General features: G+C 58.6%; 19 protein-coding genes. 16 read left to right on the forward strand and 3 right to left on the reverse strand.

Annotation, left to right across the window (positions count from 1 at the left end):
• The 6 genes from livF to ugpQ all read left to right on the forward strand — a co-directional run bounded on the left by livF (position 1) and on the right by ugpQ (position 5,853).
• Complete coding sequence (livF, locus tag LAC65_RS01050) at positions 1-714, forward strand: high-affinity branched-chain amino acid ABC transporter ATP-binding protein LivF (RefSeq protein ID WP_039381926.1); 714 nt, start codon at positions 1-3, stop codon at positions 712-714.
• Between the two features lie 223 nt (positions 715-937).
• On the forward strand, positions 938-2,254 hold the full coding sequence (ugpB, locus tag LAC65_RS01055; protein ID WP_039381928.1) for a sn-glycerol-3-phosphate ABC transporter substrate-binding protein UgpB: 1,317 nt from the start codon (positions 938-940) through the stop codon (positions 2,252-2,254).
• Positions 2,255-2,309: 55 nt separating this feature from the next.
• Positions 2,310-3,200, forward strand: a complete 891-nt coding sequence (gene ugpA / locus LAC65_RS01060; RefSeq protein WP_039381930.1) for a sn-glycerol-3-phosphate ABC transporter permease UgpA — start codon at positions 2,310-2,312, stop codon at positions 3,198-3,200.
• Positions 3,197-4,039, forward strand: a complete 843-nt coding sequence (gene ugpE, locus LAC65_RS01065; protein ID WP_039381934.1) for a sn-glycerol-3-phosphate ABC transporter permease UgpE — start codon at positions 3,197-3,199, stop codon at positions 4,037-4,039. Before ugpA ends, ugpE begins: the two co-directional genes overlap by 4 nt.
• Positions 4,040-5,113, forward strand: coding sequence for a sn-glycerol-3-phosphate import ATP-binding protein UgpC (locus tag LAC65_RS01070; RefSeq protein WP_039381936.1), 1,074 nt, complete (start codon positions 4,040-4,042; stop codon positions 5,111-5,113).
• Entirely contained in the window at positions 5,110-5,853 is a 744-nt protein-coding gene (gene ugpQ, locus LAC65_RS01075) for a glycerophosphodiester phosphodiesterase (protein ID WP_039381939.1), read from the forward strand. The genes LAC65_RS01070 and ugpQ overlap by 4 nt, the downstream gene beginning before the upstream one ends.
• Here the strand turns inward: ugpQ and LAC65_RS01080 are convergent.
• Positions 5,850-6,146 carry a DUF2756 domain-containing protein gene (locus LAC65_RS01080; RefSeq protein WP_039381941.1) on the reverse strand — a complete coding sequence of 99 codons (297 nt, stop codon included), beginning with the start codon at positions 6,144-6,146 and terminating at the stop codon, positions 5,850-5,852. The two genes, ugpQ and LAC65_RS01080, sit on opposite strands and share 4 nt — an antisense overlap.
• A gap of 201 nt (positions 6,147-6,347) precedes the next feature.
• On the opposite strand from LAC65_RS01080, the gene ggt reads away from it, so the two are divergent.
• The 4 genes from ggt to gntU all read left to right on the forward strand — a co-directional run bounded on the left by ggt (position 6,348) and on the right by gntU (position 11,276).
• Positions 6,348-8,099, forward strand: a complete 1,752-nt coding sequence (gene ggt, locus LAC65_RS01085; RefSeq protein ID WP_039381943.1) for a gamma-glutamyltransferase — start codon at positions 6,348-6,350, stop codon at positions 8,097-8,099.
• Between the two features lie 160 nt (positions 8,100-8,259).
• On the forward strand, positions 8,260-9,255 hold the full coding sequence (gene gntR / locus LAC65_RS01090) for a gluconate operon transcriptional repressor GntR (RefSeq protein WP_039381945.1): 996 nt from the start codon (positions 8,260-8,262) through the stop codon (positions 9,253-9,255).
• A 141-nt stretch (positions 9,256-9,396) separates the two neighbouring features.
• Complete coding sequence (gene gntK, locus LAC65_RS01095) at positions 9,397-9,936, forward strand: gluconokinase (protein WP_039381948.1); 540 nt, start codon at positions 9,397-9,399, stop codon at positions 9,934-9,936.
• Entirely contained in the window at positions 9,936-11,276 is a 1,341-nt protein-coding gene (gene gntU / locus LAC65_RS01100) for a gluconate transporter (protein WP_039381950.1), read from the forward strand. Before gntK ends, gntU begins: the two co-directional genes overlap by 1 nt.
• Positions 11,277-12,111: 835 nt before the next feature.
• Here the strand turns inward: gntU and LAC65_RS01105 are convergent.
• A complete protein-coding gene (locus LAC65_RS01105; RefSeq protein ID WP_039381952.1) occupies positions 12,112-13,737 on the reverse strand; it encodes a Na/Pi cotransporter family protein in 1,626 nt (541 codons plus the stop codon).
• Positions 13,738-14,022: 285 nt separating this feature from the next.
• Between LAC65_RS01105 and psiE the strand changes: the two genes are divergently transcribed.
• From psiE to ubiA, 3 genes are all read left to right on the forward strand, one after another.
• Positions 14,023-14,433, forward strand: a complete 411-nt coding sequence (gene psiE / locus LAC65_RS01110; RefSeq protein ID WP_039381954.1) for a phosphate-starvation-inducible protein PsiE — start codon at positions 14,023-14,025, stop codon at positions 14,431-14,433.
• A gap of 88 nt (positions 14,434-14,521) precedes the next feature.
• Positions 14,522-15,037 (forward strand): chorismate lyase, encoded by a 516-nt coding sequence (ubiC, locus tag LAC65_RS01115; RefSeq protein WP_039381957.1) that lies wholly within the window; start codon positions 14,522-14,524, stop codon positions 15,035-15,037.
• Entirely contained in the window at positions 15,034-15,927 is an 894-nt protein-coding gene (gene ubiA / locus LAC65_RS01120) for a 4-hydroxybenzoate octaprenyltransferase (protein WP_211049635.1), read from the forward strand. The genes ubiC and ubiA overlap by 4 nt, the downstream gene beginning before the upstream one ends.
• A gap of 35 nt (positions 15,928-15,962) precedes the next feature.
• On the opposite strand, the gene plsB is transcribed toward ubiA, so the two are convergent.
• Entirely contained in the window at positions 15,963-18,386 is a 2,424-nt protein-coding gene (plsB, locus tag LAC65_RS01125; RefSeq protein WP_039381961.1) for a glycerol-3-phosphate 1-O-acyltransferase PlsB, read from the reverse strand.
• Positions 18,387-18,513: 127 nt separating this feature from the next.
• Here plsB and LAC65_RS01130 point away from each other — a divergent pair, with 127 nt between their 5' ends.
• The 3 genes from LAC65_RS01130 (at position 18,514) to dinF (ending at position 21,054) form a co-directional block, all read left to right on the forward strand.
• Positions 18,514-18,882 (forward strand): diacylglycerol kinase, encoded by a 369-nt coding sequence (locus LAC65_RS01130; protein ID WP_039381963.1) that lies wholly within the window; start codon positions 18,514-18,516, stop codon positions 18,880-18,882.
• 105 nt (positions 18,883-18,987) lie between these two features.
• Positions 18,988-19,602, forward strand: a complete 615-nt coding sequence (lexA, locus tag LAC65_RS01135) for a transcriptional repressor LexA (protein ID WP_039381966.1) — start codon at positions 18,988-18,990, stop codon at positions 19,600-19,602.
• A gap of 129 nt (positions 19,603-19,731) precedes the next feature.
• On the forward strand, positions 19,732-21,054 hold the full coding sequence (gene dinF / locus LAC65_RS01140) for an MATE family efflux transporter DinF (protein WP_039381969.1): 1,323 nt from the start codon (positions 19,732-19,734) through the stop codon (positions 21,052-21,054).
• Positions 21,055-21,195: the final 141 nt, after the last annotated feature.

Below are 21,195 nucleotides of genomic sequence, written 5' to 3' on the forward strand. Positions count from 1 at the left end.
ATGGCAAACCCGATGTTAACGCTGCAGGGTGTAAGCGCCCACTACGGTCCGATCCAGGCGCTGCACAATATTAATCTGCATATCAGTCAGGGGGAGATCGTCACGCTGATTGGTGCCAACGGCGCCGGTAAAACCACGCTGCTGGGTACGCTGTGCGGCGAGCCACGCGCCACCAGCGGCACCATTGTGTTTGACGGAAAAAACATTACCGACTGGCAGACGGCAAAAATCATGCGGGAGGCGATCGCGATCGTGCCGGAAGGGCGTCGGGTGTTTTCCCGCATGACGGTGGAGGAGAATCTGGCGATGGGCGGTTTCTTTGCCAGCCGGCATGAGTATCAGACGCGTATTGAGCGGGTTTACCAGCTCTTTCCCCGGCTGGCAGAACGCAAAGTGCAGCGTGCCGGTACCATGTCCGGCGGTGAACAGCAGATGCTGGCGATTGGTCGTGCGCTGATGAGCCAGCCGCGTCTGCTGCTGCTGGATGAACCCTCGCTCGGGCTGGCGCCTATCATCATCCAGCAGATTTTTGACACTATTGAGCAGCTGCGTAAAGAGGGGATGACCATCTTTCTGGTTGAGCAAAACGCCAATCAGGCGCTGAAGCTTGCCGATCGCGGTTACGTGCTGGAGAACGGTCACGTGGTGCTGGAGGACAGCGGTGAGGCGCTGCTCTCTAACGAAGCGGTGCGCAGCGCCTATCTCGGTGCCTGATCGGCCTGCGGCCCGGTATCCTGCCGGGCCGCCTTTTTCCTGCCTGCCGCTTTTTTGCTGAAAAATGTGCACAACGTTCACGTTTTACCGCCCGGCTGGCGCGTTTCTGTGTGTCATATCTCTGTCATATTTCGGTTATTTTTCTATCATCTTCCCGTGTCATGTTACTCCGCGAACAAAAAATGCGTGATATTGCGCGTACCTAACAGCACAGGAAAACTTTATGACCGCTTTAACGCTTCGTCCCCGTCTGATGAGTGTGTTGCTTGGTCTGGCGCTCAGCGGTAACGCGCTGGCTGCGACCGAAATCCCTTTCTGGCACTCAATGGAAGGGGAGTTAGGCAAAGAAGTTGACTTTCTGGCACAGCGTTTTAACCAGGCGCATCCCGATTACAAAATTGTGCCCACTTACAAAGGTAACTACGAGCAGAGCCTGGCGGCGGGGATCGCAGCGGTACGCACCGGTAAAGCGCCTGCGCTGCTGCAGGTCTATGAAGTCGGTACGGCAACCATGATGGCCTCGAAAGCGATTGTGCCGGTGCACGACGTGTTCAGCCAGGCTGGCGTGCAGATGGATGCGAAGCAGTTTGTGCCAGCCGTGGCGGGTTACTACAGCGACAGCAGCGGTCAGCTGATCTCTCAGCCGTTTAACAGCTCAACGCCGGTGCTCTACTACAACAAAGATGCCTTTAAAAAAGCGGGGCTGGATCCGGAGCAGCCGCCGAAAACCTGGCAGGAGCTGGCAAAAGACGCCGCTGCGCTGCGTAAAGCCGGCATGAGCTGCGGCTATGCCAGCGGCTGGCAGGGCTGGATCCAGATTGAAAACTTCAGCGCGTGGCATGCGCTGCCGGTAGCCAGTAAAAACAACGGCTTCGACGGCACGGATGCGGTGCTGGAGTTCAACAAGCCGGTGCAGGTGCGGCATATCCAGATGCTCGAAGAGATGAACAAAAAAGGTGATTTTACCTACTTTGGACGCAAGGATGAGCCGACCGCCAAGTTTTATAACGGCGACTGCGGGATCACGACCGCCTCTTCCGGCTCGCTGGCGGATATCAAGCACTACGCCAAATTTAACTTCGGCGTAGGCATGATGCCGTATGACGAGACCGTGCCTGAAGCACCGCAGAACGCCATCATCGGTGGCGCCAGCCTGTGGGTGATGAAAGGCAAAGATGCGGCCACCTATAAAGGGGCGGCGGAGTTTATGAAGTTCCTCGCGCAGCCGGAGATTGCCGCCGAATGGCATCAGAAAACCGGCTACCTGCCGATCACTACCGCCGCCTACGAGCTGACCAGAAAGCAGGGTTTCTATGAGAAGAACCCGGGCGCGGATATCGCTACCCGGCAGATGCTCAACAAAGATCCGCTGCCATACACCAAAGGGATGCGTCTCGGCAATATGCCGCAAATCCGCACGGTGGTAGATGAAGAGCTGGAAGGCGTCTGGACCGGCAAGCAGACGCCGCAGGCAGCACTGGATAACGCGGTTAAGCGCGGTAATGCACTGCTGCGTCGCTTTGAACAGCAGGTGAAATAAATCCGATCCACCGGGAGCGGCGCTGGGTCGCTCCCGCTTTCAGCGTGAGTTCGCTATGCCCTCATCGTCTCGTCCGGTCTTTCGTGCCCGGCTGCTGCCCTATTTGCTGATGGCACCGCAGCTGATTATCACCGCCATCTTCTTTCTCTGGCCTGCCGGAGAAGCACTCTGGTATTCGCTGCAGAGCATCGATCCGTTTGGCATCTCCAGCACCTTTGTCGGGCTGGAGAACTTCAGCCGTCTGTTCAGCGATCCCTACTATCTCGACTCCTTCTGGACCACGATAGTGTTCAGCCTGCTGGTCACGGTGCTGGGGATGCTGTTCTCGCTCCTGCTGGCCGCGCTGGTTGACTATGTTGTGCGTCTGCAGAAGCTCTATCAGACCCTGCTGCTGCTGCCGTACGCGGTGGCACCGGTGGTCGCCGCAGTGCTGTGGATGTTCCTCTTTAATCCAGGGCTTGGGCTGCTTAGCCATCTGCTTAATCAGATGGGCTATAACTGGAACTATGCGCAGAACAGCGGTCAGGCGATGTTTCTGATCGTGCTCGCCTCTATCTGGCAGCAGATGAGCTACAACTTTCTGTTTTTCTTCGCGGCGCTGCAGTCGATTCCGAAGTCGCTGACTGAGGCGGCCGCTATCGACGGGGCCGGGCCGGTACGGCGCTTTTTTCATCTTTCTCTGCCGCTGATTACGCCGGTGAGCTTCTTTCTGCTGGTGGTCAACCTGGTCTACGCCTTCTTTGATACCTTCCCGGTCATTGATGCCGCCACCGGTGGCGGGCCGGTACAGTCCACCACCACGCTTATCTACAAAATTTATCGGGAAGGATTTACCGGTCTCGATCTCTCCTCATCTGCCGCGCAGTCAGTCGTGCTGATGCTGCTGGTGATTGGCCTCACTATTCTGCAGTTCCGCTTTGTTGAGCGTAAGGTGCAATATCAATGATTGAGAACCGACGCGGGCTGGATATTTTCAGCCACACGCTGCTGATTCTGGGCGTGCTGACCATTCTGTTTCCGCTCTATGTCGCCTTTGTCGCCGCCACGCTGGATAACACCGCGGTTTATCAGGTCCCGATGACGCTGGTGCCCGGCACGCATCTGTGGGAGAACGTTTCGCGTATCTGGACGCAGGGCGTTAACGGCAGCGCCGCGTTTGGCATGATGTTGCTGAACAGCTTTATCATGGCGCTGGCGATTACGATCGGCAAAATCAGCGTCTCTATGCTCTCAGCTTTTGCGCTGGTCTGGTTTCGCTTTCCGCTGCGCACGCTCTTTTTCTGGCTGATTTTCATTACGCTGATGCTGCCGGTTGAAGTGCGTATCTTCCCGACGGTTGAGGTGATCGCCACCCTTAATCTGCTCGACAGCTACAGCGGGCTGACGCTGCCGCTGATGGCGTCGGCAACGGCCACCTTTCTGTTCCGCCAGTTCTTCCTGTCGCTGCCGGACGAGCTGATTGAAGCCGCGCGCATTGACGGTGCCGGGCCGATGCGCTTCTTTTGGGACATTGTTCTGCCGCTGTCAAAAACCAATCTTGCCGCGCTGTTTGTGATCACCTTTATCTACGGCTGGAATCAGTATCTCTGGCCGCTGCTGATTATCAATGATGCCAGTCTGAGCACCGCCGTGGCGGGGGTAAAAAGCATGATCAACACCAGCGGCGGCCCGACGCAGTGGAATGAAGTGATGGCGGCGATGTTATTAACCCTGATCCCACCGGTTGTGGTGGTTCTTGTAATGCAGCGCGCGTTTGTGCGTGGCCTGGTGGAGAATGAGAAATAGATGGCAGGCGTAACCTTACAGAGCGTGACGAAATCGTATGACGGCAAAAATGCGGTGATCCAGCCGCTGACCATCACCATCAACGAGGGCGAGTTTATGGTGATGGTGGGGCCCTCCGGCTGCGGCAAGTCGACGCTGCTGCGCATGGTGGCCGGACTCGAGCGCGTCAGCTCCGGCGACATTTTTATTGCTGAGCAGCGGGTCACGGAGATGGAGCCGAAAGATCGCGGCATTGCGATGGTGTTTCAGAACTACGCGCTCTACCCGCATATGACGGTAGGCGAAAACATGGGCTATGGCCTGAAAATCCGCGGCATGGGCAAAGCGCAGATCGCCCAGCGCGTGCTGGAGACCGCGCGTAGTCTGGAGCTTGACCACCTGCTGAACCGGCGACCGCGTGAACTCTCGGGCGGGCAGCGGCAGCGTGTGGCGATGGGACGCGCTATCGTGCGTGAACCGGCTGTCTTCCTGTTCGATGAACCCCTCTCCAACCTTGATGCGCGCCTGCGCGTGCAGATGCGTCTTGAACTGCAGCAGCTGCACCGCCGTCTGAAAACCACCAGCCTTTACGTCACGCACGATCAGGTTGAGGCGATGACGCTGGCGGAGCGGGTGATGGTGATGAACAAAGGGATTGTGGAGCAGGTTGGCACGCCGGTAGAGGTTTATGAGCGTCCGGCCAGCCAGTTTGTTGCCGCCTTTATCGGCTCCCCGGCGATGAACCTGCTGCCAGGAGAGATCAGCCGCGATGGCCTGCACTTTACGCTGGATGCGCTGAACAGCCTGCCGCTGGGCGAGAGACGGCCGCAGTGGGCTAACAGGCCGCTGACGCTCGGCATCCGTCCTGAGCATATTCATCTCTCTTCGCGTGAAGCAGGCGGCGTGCCGCTGGTGGTCGATACGCTGGAGATCCTCGGCGCGGATAACCTGGCACACGGCCATCTTGGTCAGGCGCGGCTGGTGGTACGGCTGCCGCACAGCGAACGTCCGCAGGCGGGCAGCACGCTGTGGCTGCATCTGCCGCCGGATGCGTTACACTTCTTCGATGCTGTTCATGGAAAACGTCTGGAATGAGTAACAACAACTGGCCCTACCCGAAAATTGTGGCCCATCGCGGCGGCGGTAAACTCGCCCCGGAAAACACGCTGGCGGCGATTGATACCGGCGCGCGTTACGGCCATACCATGATTGAGTTTGATGCCAAACTCTCGCAGGATAAACAGATCTTTCTGCTGCACGATGACACGCTTGATCGCACCAGCAGCGGCTGGGGCGTGGCGGGCGAACAGACGTGGGCGCAGCTGGCACAGCTCGATGCCGGCGACTGGTTCAGCGGGGCATATACGGGCGAGCCGCTGGCGCTGCTGACGGACGTGGCGGCGCGCTGTCGTCAGCATCGGATGATGGCGAACATCGAAATCAAACCCACCACCGGCACCGACGCGGAGACGGGCGCTGCCGTGGCGCTCGCCGCCCGTCAGCTCTGGCAGGGGCAGACACCTCCGCTGCTCTCCTCATTCTCACCTGAAGCGCTGGCAGCGGCGCAGCAGGCCGCGCCAGAGCTGCCGCGCGGTCTGCTGCTGGATGAGTGGGATGACGCATGGCGGGAACTGACCAGCCAGCTGGAGTGCGTGTCGATTCACCTGAATTACCGGCTGCTCGACGCGGAGCGCACCGCACTGCTAAAGGCAGCCGGGTTGCGTATCCTGGCCTATACGGTTAACCAGCCCGCGCGTGCCCGCGAGCTGCTGAGCTGGGGCGTGGATGCCATCTGCACCGATCGCATCGACATTATCGGTCCCGATTTCAGTTAGTTGTTATTCGGCATGGTGCCGTTCTGCTGCGTATTCTGACCCGGCTGCGACTGCAGTACCTGCTGCCGCGTGCTGTCGCGTTTTTCCTGCAGCTGCCGCTGCATATTTTGCGTCTGCCGCTGCTGATCCTGGTGCAGCAGGCGCTGCTGCTGCTGCTGCTGGGTCTGCATCTGAGTCTGCATACGCTGCTGGCTTGGGTTATAGCCGGGCTGATTCACATTATTGTTATTCAGCGTATTTGCCATACCGCTCAGCGGCAGCAGGGCTGCCAGCGCAATAAGCCATGTTTTCATTATTCCCTCCGATCGTCTGACCTGATGTGTAAACAGGCGGCCCGCAGGCCGCCTGCCTCTTGATCATAAGTTTATGCGGTATCACAAAGCCTGAAATCGGGCGTGCGTGCAATTTGCGTTAAGTGTTATGTTTTTACTGCTTTAGCAAACACTTGCATCGATAAATAACAAATGTAAACAACTGAAAAGGATGGTAGCAGGATGAGGACAGCAGGCAGGTTGCGCCAGTTGAGCTGGGCGATGTTAATGAGTTTTACCGTGGTGCAGGGGGCTGCTGCGGCGCCCGCAAGCGCGCCGCCGATCTCCTATGGCGTGGACAGCGACACCTTTCATCCGGTGAAGGCGCAGCACGGCATGGTCGCCTCGGTGGATGCGATGGCAACGCAGGTGGGCGTGGATATTCTGAGACAGGGCGGCAATGCGGTGGATGCGGCGATCGCCGTGGGCTTTGCGCTGGCCGTTACCCATCCGCAGGCGGGTAATCTCGGTGGCGGCGGCTTTATGCTGCTGCGCACGGCGTCCGGGCGTACTGCTGCTATCGACTTTCGTGAAATGGCACCGGCGCGCGCCTCGCGCGATATGTTCCTTGATAAGCAGGGTAATGCGGATAGTAAGTTATCACTTACTTCTCATCTGGCTTCGGGCACGCCGGGTACGGTCGCGGGATTTGCGCTGGCGGCAAAGAAGTATGGCACGCTGCCGCTGCGCACGCTGCTGGCCCCGGCTATAAAGCTGGCACGTGACGGCATTATCGTAAACGATGCGCTGGCGGACGATCTCGCCACCTATGGCAAAGAGAACCTGATCAATCACGCAACCAGCCGGGCAATTTTTTACAAAGCGGATGGTAAACCTTACCAGAAAGGCGATCGGCTGGTGCAGAAGAACCTGGCGCGCAGCCTGCAGCTGATTGCGCAGCAGGGAGCCGGGGCGTTCTATACCGGCCGCATTGCTGATGAGATCGCGGGCGAAATGGCACAGCACGGCGGGCTGATTGGCAAAGCGGATCTCGCCGCTTACCGTGCCGTGGAGCGTAAACCGGTCAGCGGCACCTACCGCGGCTATGAAGTGTTCTCCATGCCGCCACCCTCATCGGGCGGGATCCACATTGTGCAGATCCTGAATATTCTGGAGAACTTCGATCTGACGAAGTGGGGCTTTGGCAGCGCAGACGCCATGCAGGTCATGGCAGAAGCGGAGAAGTACGCTTACGCCGATCGCTCAGAGTATCTTGGCGATCCCGATTTCGTCAACGTGCCGCAGCAGGCGCTGACCAGCAAAGCCTATGCCAGAACCCTGGCGCAGCAGATCGATGTCAGCAAAGCGCGCCCCTCGTCAGAGATCAAACCGGGTAAGCTGGCACCGTATGAGAGCAATCAGACCACCCACTTCTCGGTGGTGGATAAAGCGGGCAACGCTGTGGCAGTGACCTATACCCTGAACACCTACTTTGGCAGCGGGATTGTGGCGGGCAGCAGCGGCATCCTGATGAACAACGAAATGGATGATTTCTCCGCTAAGCCCGGCACGCCAAACGTTTACGGTCTGGTCGGCGGCGAGGCGAATGCCATTCAGCCAGCGAAGCGTCCACTCTCCTCCATGTCACCGACGATTGTGGCCAAAGAGGGGAAAACCTGGCTGGTCACCGGCAGTCCGGGCGGCAGCCGGATCATCACGACCGTGCTGCAGATGGTGGTTAACAGCATCGATTTCGGGATGAACGTGGCGGAAGCGACTAACGCGCCGCGTTTTCATCATCAGTGGCTGCCCGATCAGCTGCGCGTGGAGAAAGGCTTCAGTCCCGATACACTGCGCCTGCTGGAAGCGAAAGGCCAGCACGTGAAGGTGCTGCCGGCAATGGGCAGCACGCAGAGCATCATGATCGGTCCTGATGGCATGCGCTACGGCGCCTCCGATCCGCGTTCGGTTGACGATCTCAGCGCCGGTTATTAATCGCCGGTAAGTCCGATACTGCTTCCGGTATTGTTTAGCCAGCCTGCGTGCTGGCTTTTTTTATCGCCGATCGACCCATCCGGCATGCGGGCGGGCACCAGACACGGAAGCGGTAAAAATAGTGATAAACTCAGCCTATCTTTGGCCTCAGGTGCATACGATGAAGAAGAAAAGACCGGTATTACAGGACGTCGCCGATCGCGTCGGCATCACCAAAATGACCGTCAGTCGCTATCTGCGCGACCCGGAGCGGGTCTCCGCCGCGCTGCGTGACAAAATTGCCGTCGCGCTGGATGAGCTGGGCTATATCCCTAATCGTGCACCCGATATGCTCTCAAACGCCACCAGCCGCGCCATTGGCGTGCTGCTGCCCTCCCTGACCAACCAGGTCTTTGCTGACGTGCTGCGCGGAATTGAAACCGTGACCGATGAGGCGGGATATCAGACGCTGGTCGCGCACTTTGGCTACAATCCGGAAAAAGAGGAGCGGCAGCTGCGCTCGCTGCTGGGCTGGAATATTGACGGCGTGATCTTAACCGAACGCACCCATACCACCGGTACGCTGCGCATGCTGGAGGTAGCCGGGATCCCGGTCATTGAGATCATGGACAGCGTCACGCCGTGTCTGGATATGGCGGTGGGATTTGATAATGTCGAAGCGGCGCGACAGATGACGCAGGCTATCCTGAAGAAAGGGCATCGCCATACGGTCTACCTGGGGGCGCGGCTCGATGAACGTACGCTGCAGAAGCAGCAGGGATATGAACAGGCAATGCGCGAGGCGGGGCTGACGCCGCACAGCGTGATGATGGAAGACGCCTCTTCCTTCAGCGCCGGCGCGCAGCTGCTGTGCGAGGCGCAAAAGCGCTATCCGGCAACCGACAGTCTGTTCTGTACTAACGATGACCTGGCCGTAGGCGCCATGTTTGAATGCCAGCGTCAGGGGCTGCGCGTGCCGGAGCAGATGGCGATCGCGGGCTTTCATGGTCACGATATTACGCAGGTCGTGACGCCGCGGCTGGCAACCGTGCTGACACCGCGCGAACGGATGGGGAGCGAGGCGGCTGCCATGCTGCTGGCGCGCATTGGTGGCGATCGTTCATTTAGCGGCCCGCTCGATATCGGCTTTGAGATTGCTGAAGGTGACAGCATCTGATTTTGGCGATTGTATGAGCCACTTCACACTTTTACGCTTTTCCGGCAGACGAGGGTTGTCAGTATCGGGGCGCACTCCGACAATGAATGACAGATTTGTTATCGGTAACATTGGCAGAATAAGCTGCCGGAGCGCAAAACTATGATCACGCCATCTTCATCACATCACGTTTTTATCCTGATGGGTGTATCCGGCAGCGGAAAGTCTGTCGTTGCTAATCGGGTATCACACGAACTGAATACTGCTTTTCTGGATGGAGATTTCCTTCATCCACGCAGCAACATCATGAAAATGGCGGAAGGCCATCCGCTGGATGACAACGATCGCCAGCCGTGGCTGCAGGCGCTGAACGACGCGGCTTTTGCCATGCAGCGTACTCAGGCGGTGTCGATTATCGTCTGCTCGGCGCTGAAAAAGTCTTATCGTGATATTTTGCGCCAGGGCAATCACAACCTGAAATTTATCTATCTGAAAGGCGATTTCGAAACCATTGAAACCCGCCTTAAAGCCCGTAAGGGTCACTTCTTCAAGCCGCAGATGCTGGTAACGCAGTTTGCCACGCTACAGGAACCTGGCACAGATGAGGCTGATGTCCTGATGGTGGATATCAATCACTCGCTGGATGACGTTGTTGCAGCTACGGTTGCGACCATCAGGGATGCAATCAACAAGGGCGAGTAATGAGTACCGCAACGCTGGTGTTAACCGCAGCAGGCTCTGTCCTGCTGCTGCTGTTTCTGGTGATGAAAGCGCGGATGCACGCCTTTGTCGCCCTGATGTTAGTGTCTATTGGCGCCGGACTTTTCTCCGGTATGCCACTCGATCAGATCGCCGATACGATGCAGAAAGGCATGGGCGGCACGCTGGGCTTTCTTGCCATCGTCGTGGCGCTTGGCGCAATGTTCGGCAAAATCCTGCATGAAACCGGTGCGGTGGATCAGATCGCTATCCGGATGCTGAAAACCTTTGGCGAGAGCCGGGCGCACTATGCGATGGGGATCGCCGGGCTGATCTGCGCGCTGCCGCTGTTTTTTGAAGTCGCGGTAGTGCTGCTGATCAGCATCGCCTTTGCGGTGGCGCGCCGCACGCATGACAACCTGGTGAAGCTGGTGATCCCGCTGTTTGCCGGCGTAGCGGCGGCGGCGGCGTTTCTGCTGCCGGGACCTGCGCCGATGCTGCTGGCGGCACAGATGCACGCTGATTTCGGCTGGATGATCCTGCTGGGACTCTGCGCAGCCATTCCGGGGATGCTGATCGCCGGGCCGCTGTTTGGCAGTTTGATCGCCCGTCACGTCAGCTTCAGCGCGCCGCCGGAAGATCATCAGCCGGATGTAGACGAGGGCAGGCTGCCCTCATTTGGTTTTAGCCTCTCTCTGATCCTGTTTCCGCTGCTGCTGGTCGGGCTGAAAACCATCGGTGCGCGCTTTACCACGCCGGATACCCGGCTCTACGAATGGCTGGAATTTATTGGCCATCCGTTTACCGCGATTCTGCTGGCGCTGCTGGTGGCGATCTATGGTTTGGCGTACCGGCAGGGTATGGATAAAGAGAAGGTGATGCAGGTGTGCGGCAGCGCGCTGCAGCCCGCCGGCATTATTCTGCTGGTCATCGGTGCCGGCGGCGTCTTTAAGCAGGTGCTGGTTGACTCTGGCGTGGGGCCGGTGCTGGGTCATGCGCTGACCGGCGCCGGTATGCCGATTGCGCTGGCCTGCTTTATTCTGGCGGGCGCTATCCGGGTTATTCAGGGCTCTGCAACCGTGGCCTGTCTGACCACCGTAGGGCTGGTGATGCCGGTGATCGAACCGCTGCACTACAGCGGCGCGCAGCTCGCGGCGCTCTCAATCTGTATTGGCGGTGGCTCAATTATTATCAGCCACGTCAACGATGCCGGCTTCTGGCTGTTTGGCCGCTTTACCGGTGCCACCGAGGGCGAGACGCTAAAGACCTGGACGCTGATGGAGACCATTCTCGGCACCACTGGCGCCATCGTCGGCATGATTGCGTTTAGTTTGTTATCGTAACTAACCCAGGGGCGCATAAATGCGCCCCCTACATCGCCCTCGTAGGGGCGTCATTAATGACGCCCGTGTCGATTTCCGCACCCGATCCGATGACGCGGTTTATAGCGGTTGATACGGTGCACGCATTAACCCGGGGGCGCATAAATGCGCCCCCTGCATCAATCTCGTAGGGGCGTCATTCATGACGACCGTGTCGATTTTCGCACCCGATCCGATGACGCGGTTTATAGCGGTTGATACGGTGCACGCATTAAACCAGGGGCGCATAAATGCGCCCCCTACATCGTGCTCGCAGGGTCGTCATTCATGGCGACCGTGTCGATGCCCGCACCGGATCCGATAACGTGGTTTATGGCGGTTGATACGTTGCACGCATTAAACCAGGGGCGCATAAATGCGCCCCCTACATCGCCCTCGTAGGGGCGTCATTAATGACGCCCGTGTCGATTTCCGCATTGGAGCCAATAACGCGGTTTATGGCGGTTGATACGGTGCACGCATTAAACCAGGGGCGCATAAATGCGCCCCCTACATCGCCCTCGTAGGGGCGTCATTAATGACGCCCGTGTCGATTTCCGCATTGGAGCCAATGACGTCATTCATGGCGACCGTGTCGATGCCCGCACCGGATCCGATAACGCGGTTTATGGCGGTTGATACGGTGCACGCATTAAACCAGGGGCGCATAAATGCGCCCCCTACATCGCCCTCGTAGGGGCGTCATTAATGACGCCCTGGCCGATGTCCACACCGGATCCAACGACGCGGCTTATGGCGGTTGATACCGTGCACACCCTAAACCAGGGGCGTATAAATGCGCCTCTGCGTGCTTACCTTAATCTACTTCCCGCTCATCATCTGGCTGGTCGAGAACGGTGTAAGCCACCGCGCAGAACAGCGAATTAAGGCGCTTCATATCTCCCAGCAGCCCCAGATGCAGCGAACTGGTCTCAATGCTCTGCACATTATTCAGATGCAGCCGCTCCACGTGCGAGTGAGAGAAACGGCGGATCAGAATACGGAAGCGATGTTTGGCCCGCCGCAGACGTTTCGCGCTGGTGATATCATGCGACAGAAATACCGAGAGGCTCAGGCGCAGGTTATTCAGCACCTGCTCCTGCAGTGTATTCAGCTCTTCCAGCCCTTCTGCCGAAAAGGCCCGCCGCGCCTGCAACGATTTATCCGCAACGTCACCGCTCATGCGCTCAATGATGTCACCCGCCTGTTCAAGATTCAGCGCCATCTCAATAATTTCAGCCCAGCGCCGCGCATCCTCCTCTGCCAGATCTTCGCGCGGCATGCGGGCCAGATAGAGTTTGATCGCGGTATAGAGCACGTCAACATCATCATCCAGCTGCCGCACCCGGTGCGATTCACGCAGTTCGCCCCGGACTACGCGGCTGAACGACTCCAGCATCTGCTCCAGCACGTCGCCCATGCGCAGGGTCTCACGCGCGGCATTGACCAGCGCCAGCGCAGGCGTATCCAGCGCGCTTTTATCCAGATGTCTGGGCTTGAGATGCGCCTGATGCTCTGCATCGTCAGAAATCATACGCTGGCAGAGTCGCGCCATCGGTGCCGCAAACGGCACCATGATCAGGCAGCGTGCCAGGTTGTAGAAAACGTGGAAAAAGATCACCAGCTCTTCATCATTCACCGGCAGCCGATCCAGCAGCTCAGCAATAAAATCAACAAACGGCAGTACCGCAATGCTGCCGATAAGCTTGAACAGCAGGCTGCCGAGCGCCACCCGCTTGCCAGCCGCATTAGAACCGCTGGCGTTGATCATCGCCAGCAGGCCGCTGCCGAGGTTGGCACCAATGACCAGACAGAGCGCCACCTTAAATGAGATCACCCCGGCGGCCGTCAGGGTCGCGGTGATCAGCACCGCCGCCAGGCTCGAGTAGCTGATGATGGCAAAAACGGCGCCAATCAGGGCGTCCAGCAGCGTATCGCCGGTCAGGGTGGAGAAGAGCACCTGCACGCCCGAAGCCTGCGTTATCGGACGTGCTGCGGTGACAATCAGCTGCAGCGCCAGCAGGATCAGCCCGAGACCAATGGCAGCACGGCCCATCTGTCCGACGCGCGTCTGTTTGCGGCTGAGAAAAAAGACCACGCCAAAAAAGATAAACAGCGGGGAGAGCCAGGAGAGATCGAAGGTCAGCACGCGCGCCATAATGGCCGTGCCGACGTCAGCCCCCAGTACCACCACCAGGGCAGGTGTCAGGCTGACCAGGTTTTGCGCCACAAACGAGGTGACCAGCAGCGTAGTGGCGTTGCTGCTCTGTACCAGAGCGGTAACGCCAATGCCGGCCAGAAAAGCCATCGGTTTTTTTTCCACGCTGCGGCTCAGTACCCGGCGCAGATCGGCGCCGTACACGCGCATGATGCCGGTACGCACAATGTGGGTGCCCCAGACCAGCAGTGCGACAGCAGAAAGCAGATTAAGCAGAGTTAGCACGGTCGCAGGCTCCTGTATGCCAGGCAAAAAGCAGCCAGCTGCCTGCCTGGCAAACACGGCAGCGGGGGAAGACCGGTAGCGCACCGCATGAATTTTTCGTTAGATATAAATAACCTGAAGCGGCGTCGACCTGTTAACTGTAGCTGAATCCGGTTCACTGCGATGAGATATCCACGGCGTTTACGCTGCCCCTGACGGAGAACCGCCACCTTAACGTCATATTGTGATTCAGATCACATTGCAGCATGATAGCGCTCTTCTCATTTGCGCATTAAGGACGCAGCAATGACAGATAAATCAGCCGCCGGTCAGCTCATCGCGACGGTGCTGCAGTGGGTACTTAACCTCGGCCTGTTAATCCTGGCCGTGATCCTGGTGGTGTTTCTCGGCAAGGAGACGATTCATCTGGCTAACGTGCTGTTCAGCACCGGTGAACAGGCGTCATCCTATCTGCTGATTGAAGGCATTGTGATCTACTTTCTCTACTTTGAATTTATCGCGCTGATTGTGAAATATTTTCAGTCGGGCTATCACTTTCCGCTGCGCTACTTTGTTTATATCGGGATCACCGCCATTATCCGGCTGATTATCGTTGACCACAAAAACCCGTTCGACACGCTCTGCTATTCCGCTGCGATCCTGATTCTGGTGGTCACGCTGTGGCTGGCAAACAGCAACCGGCTGAAGCGCGAATAACGTCCCTTATCATCTCCGGCGCTCGCGGCCGTGCCAGCGGCCGCGCTCTGCGGTAAACTAAGGCAACTTTTTTGCCGGAGATCGCCTGATGTCGCACGATGCGCTGCGCCAGTTATATGCCTTGCAGTGGTTACCCGCCTCCTCGCTGCTGCCCGCACCGCTGACCGACTGGCTGATGGAAGAAGATTCCATGACGCGCCGTTTTGAGCAGCACTGCCGGCAGGTTACCGTTCAACCCATCCGTGAAGGCTTTGTCAGCGCGGCGGAGGTCGCAGCAGAAGCGGCTTTTCTGCCGAACGATACGCGCTTCTGGCTGCGCGAAATCGTGCTGTGCGGCGACGGCGAGCCGTGGCTGCTGGGCCGCACCGTAGTGCCCGAGAGTACGCTGCAGGGACCGGAGCAGATGCTGCAGCAACTTGGCACACGCCCGCTGGGGCGCTATCTTTTTGCCTCTTCAGCGCTGAGCCGCGATTTTATTCATCCCGGCCAGGCCGGCGATCTGTGGGGACGGCGTTCGCGCCTGCGCCTGTCGGATAAGCCCCTTCTGTTAACTGAACTTTTTTTACCGGCATCGCCGCTTTACCGCGCGCTGCAGCAAGGATGAGACCCGTGCAAAAATCATTATCCGTAAGCAAATGGCAGGCTTACAGCCGCCTGATGCGCATCGACAAACCTATCGGCACGCTGCTGTTGATGTGGCCTACGCTCTGGGCGCTGTGGCTGGCTGGCATGGCGGTGCCGCCGCTGCCGGTGCTGATTGTGTTTGTGCTTGGCGTCATCGTTATGCGCGCTGCCGGCTGCGTCATCAATGATTACGCCGATCGCAAAGTGGATGGTCACGTCAAACGCACCGCCGGCCGGCCGCTGGCGAGCGGGGCGGTTTCAGAAAAAGAGGCAAAGCTGCTGTTTGCTGCGCTGGGCCTGCTGGCGTTTATGCTGGTGCTGACCATGAATCGCATGACCATCCTGCTCTCTTTCGGCGGGCTGGCGCTGGCTTGGGTCTACCCCTTTATGAAACGCTATACCCATCTGCCGCAGGTGGTGCTCGGCGCAGCCTTTGGCTGGGCGATCCCGATGGGGTGGGCTGCAGTAAGTGAGTCCTTACCTTTAGTCTGCTGGCTGGTGTTCTTCGCTAACATCTGCTGGACGGTGGCCTACGATACCCAGTACGCCATGGTGGATCGCGATGACGATTTGAAGATAGGCGTTAAATCTACGGCGATTCTGTTTGGTCGTTTTGACAAGCTGATTATTGGCCTGCTGCAGCTGGCCACGCTGGGGCTGATGGCGCTGGTGGGAAGTATGCTGAATCTGAACGGGGCATTCTACTGGTCACTGCTGGCTGCCGGCGCGCTGTTTGTCTATCAGCAGAGCCTGATCGCCCGCCGCGAACGCGACGCCTGCTTTCAGGCCTTTCTGAACAATAACTATGTGGGACTGGTGCTGTTTGCTGGCGTGCTGCTGAATACGCAGCCGTTTCTGGCGCTGTTCTGAACCGGCAGGGACGCATCCTGCGTCCCTGCCTTGCCTTACTCGTGTGCGACTGCACTCTCAATTGTCAGACGCACATCGCTGGTGACCAGCTCCGCCAGCATCTGCCACATCGCGTGCGTGCGCTCCGCATCGGCATCACCTGAGTCGCTGATATAGCGCTCATCGCGCAGCGTCAGCACCAGCGTGGTAAATACCGCCTTATCAAAGAACTCCGGCGCATTGATACCGTGCAGCACTGACAGACGCTGCGCCAGCGTGCGGCTCTCTTTCTCCAGCGTGCCGCGGTTGATCGTCGGTTTGGCACTGAGAATGGCGAAAGTGATCGCAAAGCGCTGCAGCGTTTCGCGAATACCGGCTGCCAGCAGCTGCAGCGTGCGATAGCGCGCGGCGCTCAGCTTAATCTGCCCATCCAGCTGCGTTACCAGCCCCTGTCGCGCCATCTCCGCGCACAGCGCGCTAAGCAGCGCCGGCAGTTCGGCACTTTCCCAGCGCAGGAACAGTTCACTTTTCAGCATCGGGTAGACCAGGCTTACCTGACGCAGAAGCTCTGCTTCGCTGATTTCGCGGTGCTGCTGCACAATCGCGGCAATCAGCGACGGCATCACCAGCATGTGCTGAATGTTATTCCGGTAGTAGGTCATCAGCACGGCCTGCTCGCGCGGCAGAATAATGATATCGCCGATGCTGTCCTGCTCGGTTTCAAACTTATTCATGCCCATCGCGTGATCCAGCAGCGCTTCGGCGCTCAGATCGGGCACCGTCGCTTCCGGTGAATAGGGCACGTTGCGCAGCAGCTGGGTGTAGCACTCCAGCTGCTCCGTCAGCTGCTCACGCGTCAGCGAGCGCTGACGGGACGCAAGCAGCGCGGTCACACACAGATTCATGGCGTTGGCCGCACCCGCTTCGTTAATGCGCACCATCAGGCGGGCAGCGATATCGTTTACCGCTGGCGTCATCCACGCGGGGCGCTGCGGATCGATCGGGTCGATCGCCTCGCGCCACTCGGGAATATGCTTGTTCAGGTAGTTAACCAGCGGCAGCGGTTCGCCAAAGTTAACGTAGCCCTGACCGAGATTGCGCAGCTTACGCAGGCCGCGCACCATCTGCACAAAGCCCTCTTTCTCTTTCGCTGCGCCGCGCAGCTCTTTGGCGTAAGTACCCACTTCCATTACGTGCTCATAGCCGATGTAGATCGGTACAAACGTAATCGGACGGCTGCCGCCGCGCAGCAGCGCCTGCAGCGTCATTGAAAGCGTGCCGGTTTTGGGATCGAGCAGGCGACCGGTGCGCGAGCGTCCGCCCTCAACAAAGTACTCAACCGAGTAGCCGCGGCTGAACAGCTCGCCCAGATATTCGCGGAATACGGTGGAGTAGAGTTTATTGCCCTTAAAGGTACGGCGAATAAAGAAGGCCCCCAGCCGGCGGAAAATGGGCCCGGCTGGCCAGAAGTTAAGATTGATACCGGCAGCGATGTGCGGCGGCACCAGCCCCTGATGATAAAGCACGTAGGAGAGCAGCAGATAATCCATATGGCTGCGGTGGCAGGGCACATAGACTATTTCATGACCATCCTGCGCCAGCTGACGCACGCGCTCGCCGCCGTTGACGCTAATGCCCTGATAGAGGCGGCTCCAGAGCCAGCCCATGATGCGGTCGGTAACGCGGATCGCCTCATATGAGAAGTCTGCCGCGATCTCTTCCATCATCTCAACGGCGTTTTGCTGCGCTTTTTCATGCGAAATCTTTTTGCTGCGCGCTTCATCTTCAACCGCTTTTTCAATCGCCTTCGACTGCAGCAGCTTGTTGAACAGATCCTGACGGGCGGGCAGGCTTGGTCCCACCGCGGCGAGACGCTGGCGGGCAAAGTGAATACGCGCCACGCGCGCCAGCTTCTGCGCAATCGACTTATCCGTGCCGTGTTCGGTCGCCATCTGGCGCAGCGAGACGGTGGAAGAGAAGCGGACAAAGCTGTCGCGACCGTGCCAGAGAATGGCGAAAAACTTCTGTACGCCATTCAGTACGCGCAGATGCGGCGTAGGCTCGCCCTGAATTTCACGACCCGGCGCACGGCCAAACATCACCGCCACCGGCAGCATCTGGACATCCAGCTGCGGGTTATTACGATGCAGATCCAGATAGTCGTGAAACAGTTTCACTGACTCCGGGTTCGCCACATAGTAAGGAAAGACACGCGGGCCATCATGAATAAACACATGGCGCGGCAGCAGCGTGCCGTCAATCTCCAGCGGCGCGAGCGGATCGGGCAGATCAAGCCGCAGACACTGGTTGCGTAATGTAAGCAGATCCGCCTTTGAATCATAAGGCAAAACATACATCACGGGACGAGTGGGATCGATACCGTGCTCCGAAACCGGATCGGTCGGTATGACCTTACTTTTTACCAAAATAGAGAGTGGTAAATTCAATAATTTGTAATAGAGTTTACGCCAACCTGACATAGACAACTTGAAGCCTCTTGTTAGCAAAGCGCGGCAAGCATACCAGAAAGTGCAGCGGAGATCTGTGGCTGTGCCATCGCACGCTGCGCACTCATTGACGCCAAAATTACTCAAGGGTTCCCTATTCATGGCAAATAACGTTACCGGCCTGCTGCGTATCATCAAAGCGGCGGGCTACTCCTGGCAGGGAATACGCGCAGCCTGGCAACATGAAGCGGCCTTTCGTCAGGAAGCCGTTGCAGCGGTGATTGCGGTAGTTGTCGCCTGCTGGCTGGATGTGGACGCAGTGACGCGCGTGCTGCTAATTGGTTCGGTGATACTGGTGGTGGTGGTGGAGATCCTCAACAGCGCGATTGAGGCGGTGGTCGACCGAATCGGCCAGGAGCGTCATCCGCTGGCGGGCCGCGCTAAGGATATGGGTTCTGCCGCCGTACTGCTGACGATCCTTCTCGCGCTGTTTGTCTGGATAACGCTGCTCTGGCCGCACGCATATTAAGGCCGCCCGTACCGATATATCGCTGATTTTTGCCGCAGCTGCGGTTTTCATTTCGCCAATACCTGTATATACTCACAGCGACTGTATAAACAACCAGGGGGCGGGATGAAAGCGTTAACCAGCAGGCAGCAGCAGGTCTATGACCTGATTCGCGACCATATTAATACAACCGGCATGCCGCCAACGCGTGCTGAAATCGCTTCACAGCTGGGCTTCCGCTCACCCAATGCAGCTGAAGAGCACCTGAAAGCGCTGGCGCGTAAAGGGGTCATTGAGATTGTCTCTGGCGCCTCGCGCGGCATTCGCTTGCTGATGGAAGAAGAGACAAGCGGTGGACTGCCGTTAATCGGGCGTGTCGCTGCCGGCGAGCCGCTGCTGGCTCAGGAGCACATCGAGACCCACTATCAGGTCGATGCTAACCTGTTCAAGCCGAGCGCGGATTTTCTGCTGCGCGTTAGCGGCATGTCGATGAAAGATATCGGGATTATGGATGGCGATCTGCTTGCCGTGCATAAAACCCAGGATGTGCGTAATGGCCAGGTCGTGGTGGCGCGCATTGACGACGAGGTCACCGTAAAACGCTGGAAAAAGCAGGGTGCTATCGTGCATCTGCTGCCGGAAAACAGCGATTTTCAGCCTATCGAAGTGGATACGCGCCAGCAGTCTCTGACCGTTGAAGGTCTGGCTGTCGGTATTGTCCGTACCGGTGAATGGCTGTAATACCTGGTTAGTCCCCCCGCTGCGGTCTGTGCCTGCACAGGCCGCGGTCTGCTATATTACCCCTCTGCTTCCAACCGTGGCGCCGTGCAGCTGCATGAGGCGCGTTGCCCGCAATAACAGGACTGGCTGATGCCGCTGTTTACCTCTTCTGATCGCACGCTCTGGCGCCTGGCGCTGCCCATGATCCTCTCTAACATCAGCGTACCGCTGCTGGGCATTGTGGATACGGCTATCATTGGCCACCTCGACAGCCCGGTTTACCTCGGCGGCGTAGCCGTGGGTGCAACGGCCACCAGCTTTGTCTTTATGCTGCTGCTCTTTTTGCGGATGAGCACCACTGGCCTGACGGCGCAGGCGTTCGGCGCCCGCGATAAGCCAGCGCTGGCGCGGGCGCTGATCCAGCCGATGCTGATTGCGCTGACGGCAGGCGTGCTGTTCATTGCGCTACGAACGCCGGTCAGCGAGCTGGCAGCCGCGCTGATGGGCGGCAGCGAGGCGGTGCAGCAGCAGGCACAAACCTTTATCGCTATCCGCTGGCTCAGCGCGCCTGCCACGCTGGCAAATCTGGTGATCCTCGGCTGGCTGCTCGGCGTACAGTATGCGCGCGCGCCGATGGTGCTGCTTATTACCGGCAACGTCGTGAATATCCTGCTCGATCTGCTGTTTGTTCTGCAGTGGCACTGGGGCGTGGCGGGTGCCGCAGCGGCCACCGCCGTCGCGGACTATGTGACGCTGGCCGTGGGGCTATGGATGGTGGCGCGGGTGCTGGCGCTGCGCGGCATATCATTTTCGCTGCTTAAAGCCAGCTGGCGCGGCGACGCCGCGCGCCTGTTCCGGCTTAACCGCGACATCATGCTGCGTTCGCTGCTGCTGCAGCTCTGCTTCGCCTCGCTGACGCTACTGGGCGCGCGACTCGGCGCTGACGTGGTCGCCGTCAATGCGGTATTGCTGATGTTCCTGACTTTTACTGCCTATGCGCTGGATGGTTTTGCGTATGCGGTGGAAGCCTGCTCCGGTGAGGCGACCGGCGCAGGCGATCGCAGCCGGCTGCGGCTGATCTGGTATGCCGCCTGCCGGCAGGCGGGCATTGTGGCGCTGCTGTTCGCTGTGATTTACGCCCTCTGCGGTCCGGCAATTATCGCGCTGCTGACCTCGATTGAGTCGCTGCGTGAGGCGGCTGACCGCTATCTGATCTGGCAGGTGATCCTGCCGCTGGCTGGCGTCTGGTGCTATCTGCTGGATGGGATGTTTATCGGAGCCACGCGCGGCCGGGATATGCGCAACAGCATGCTGCTGGCGGCGCTGGGCTATGCGCTGACGCTGCTGACGCTGCCGTGGCTCGGGAATCATGGTTTATGGCTGGCTATTACCGTATTTCTCGCGCTGAGAGGCATTACGCTCGGGCTGATCTGGCGTCATCACTGGCAGCGCGACAGCTGGTTCAGCGTGTGATAGCAGCCGGTCAGGCGGTAGCCCACAAAACTGGCAGTTTGTGCTGCAGCGGTTAACCTTAACGTGACAGCACGCGGGTTATACGGCGGTTCAGCCCGCGCTGTGGTGGCATACCGTCTGGCTCAGCAAACCGGGGAGAGA

It is taken from the genome of Pantoea eucrina (assembly GCF_020079945.1).
Taxonomy (GTDB): Bacteria; Pseudomonadota; Gammaproteobacteria; order Enterobacterales; family Enterobacteriaceae; genus Pantoea; species Pantoea eucrina.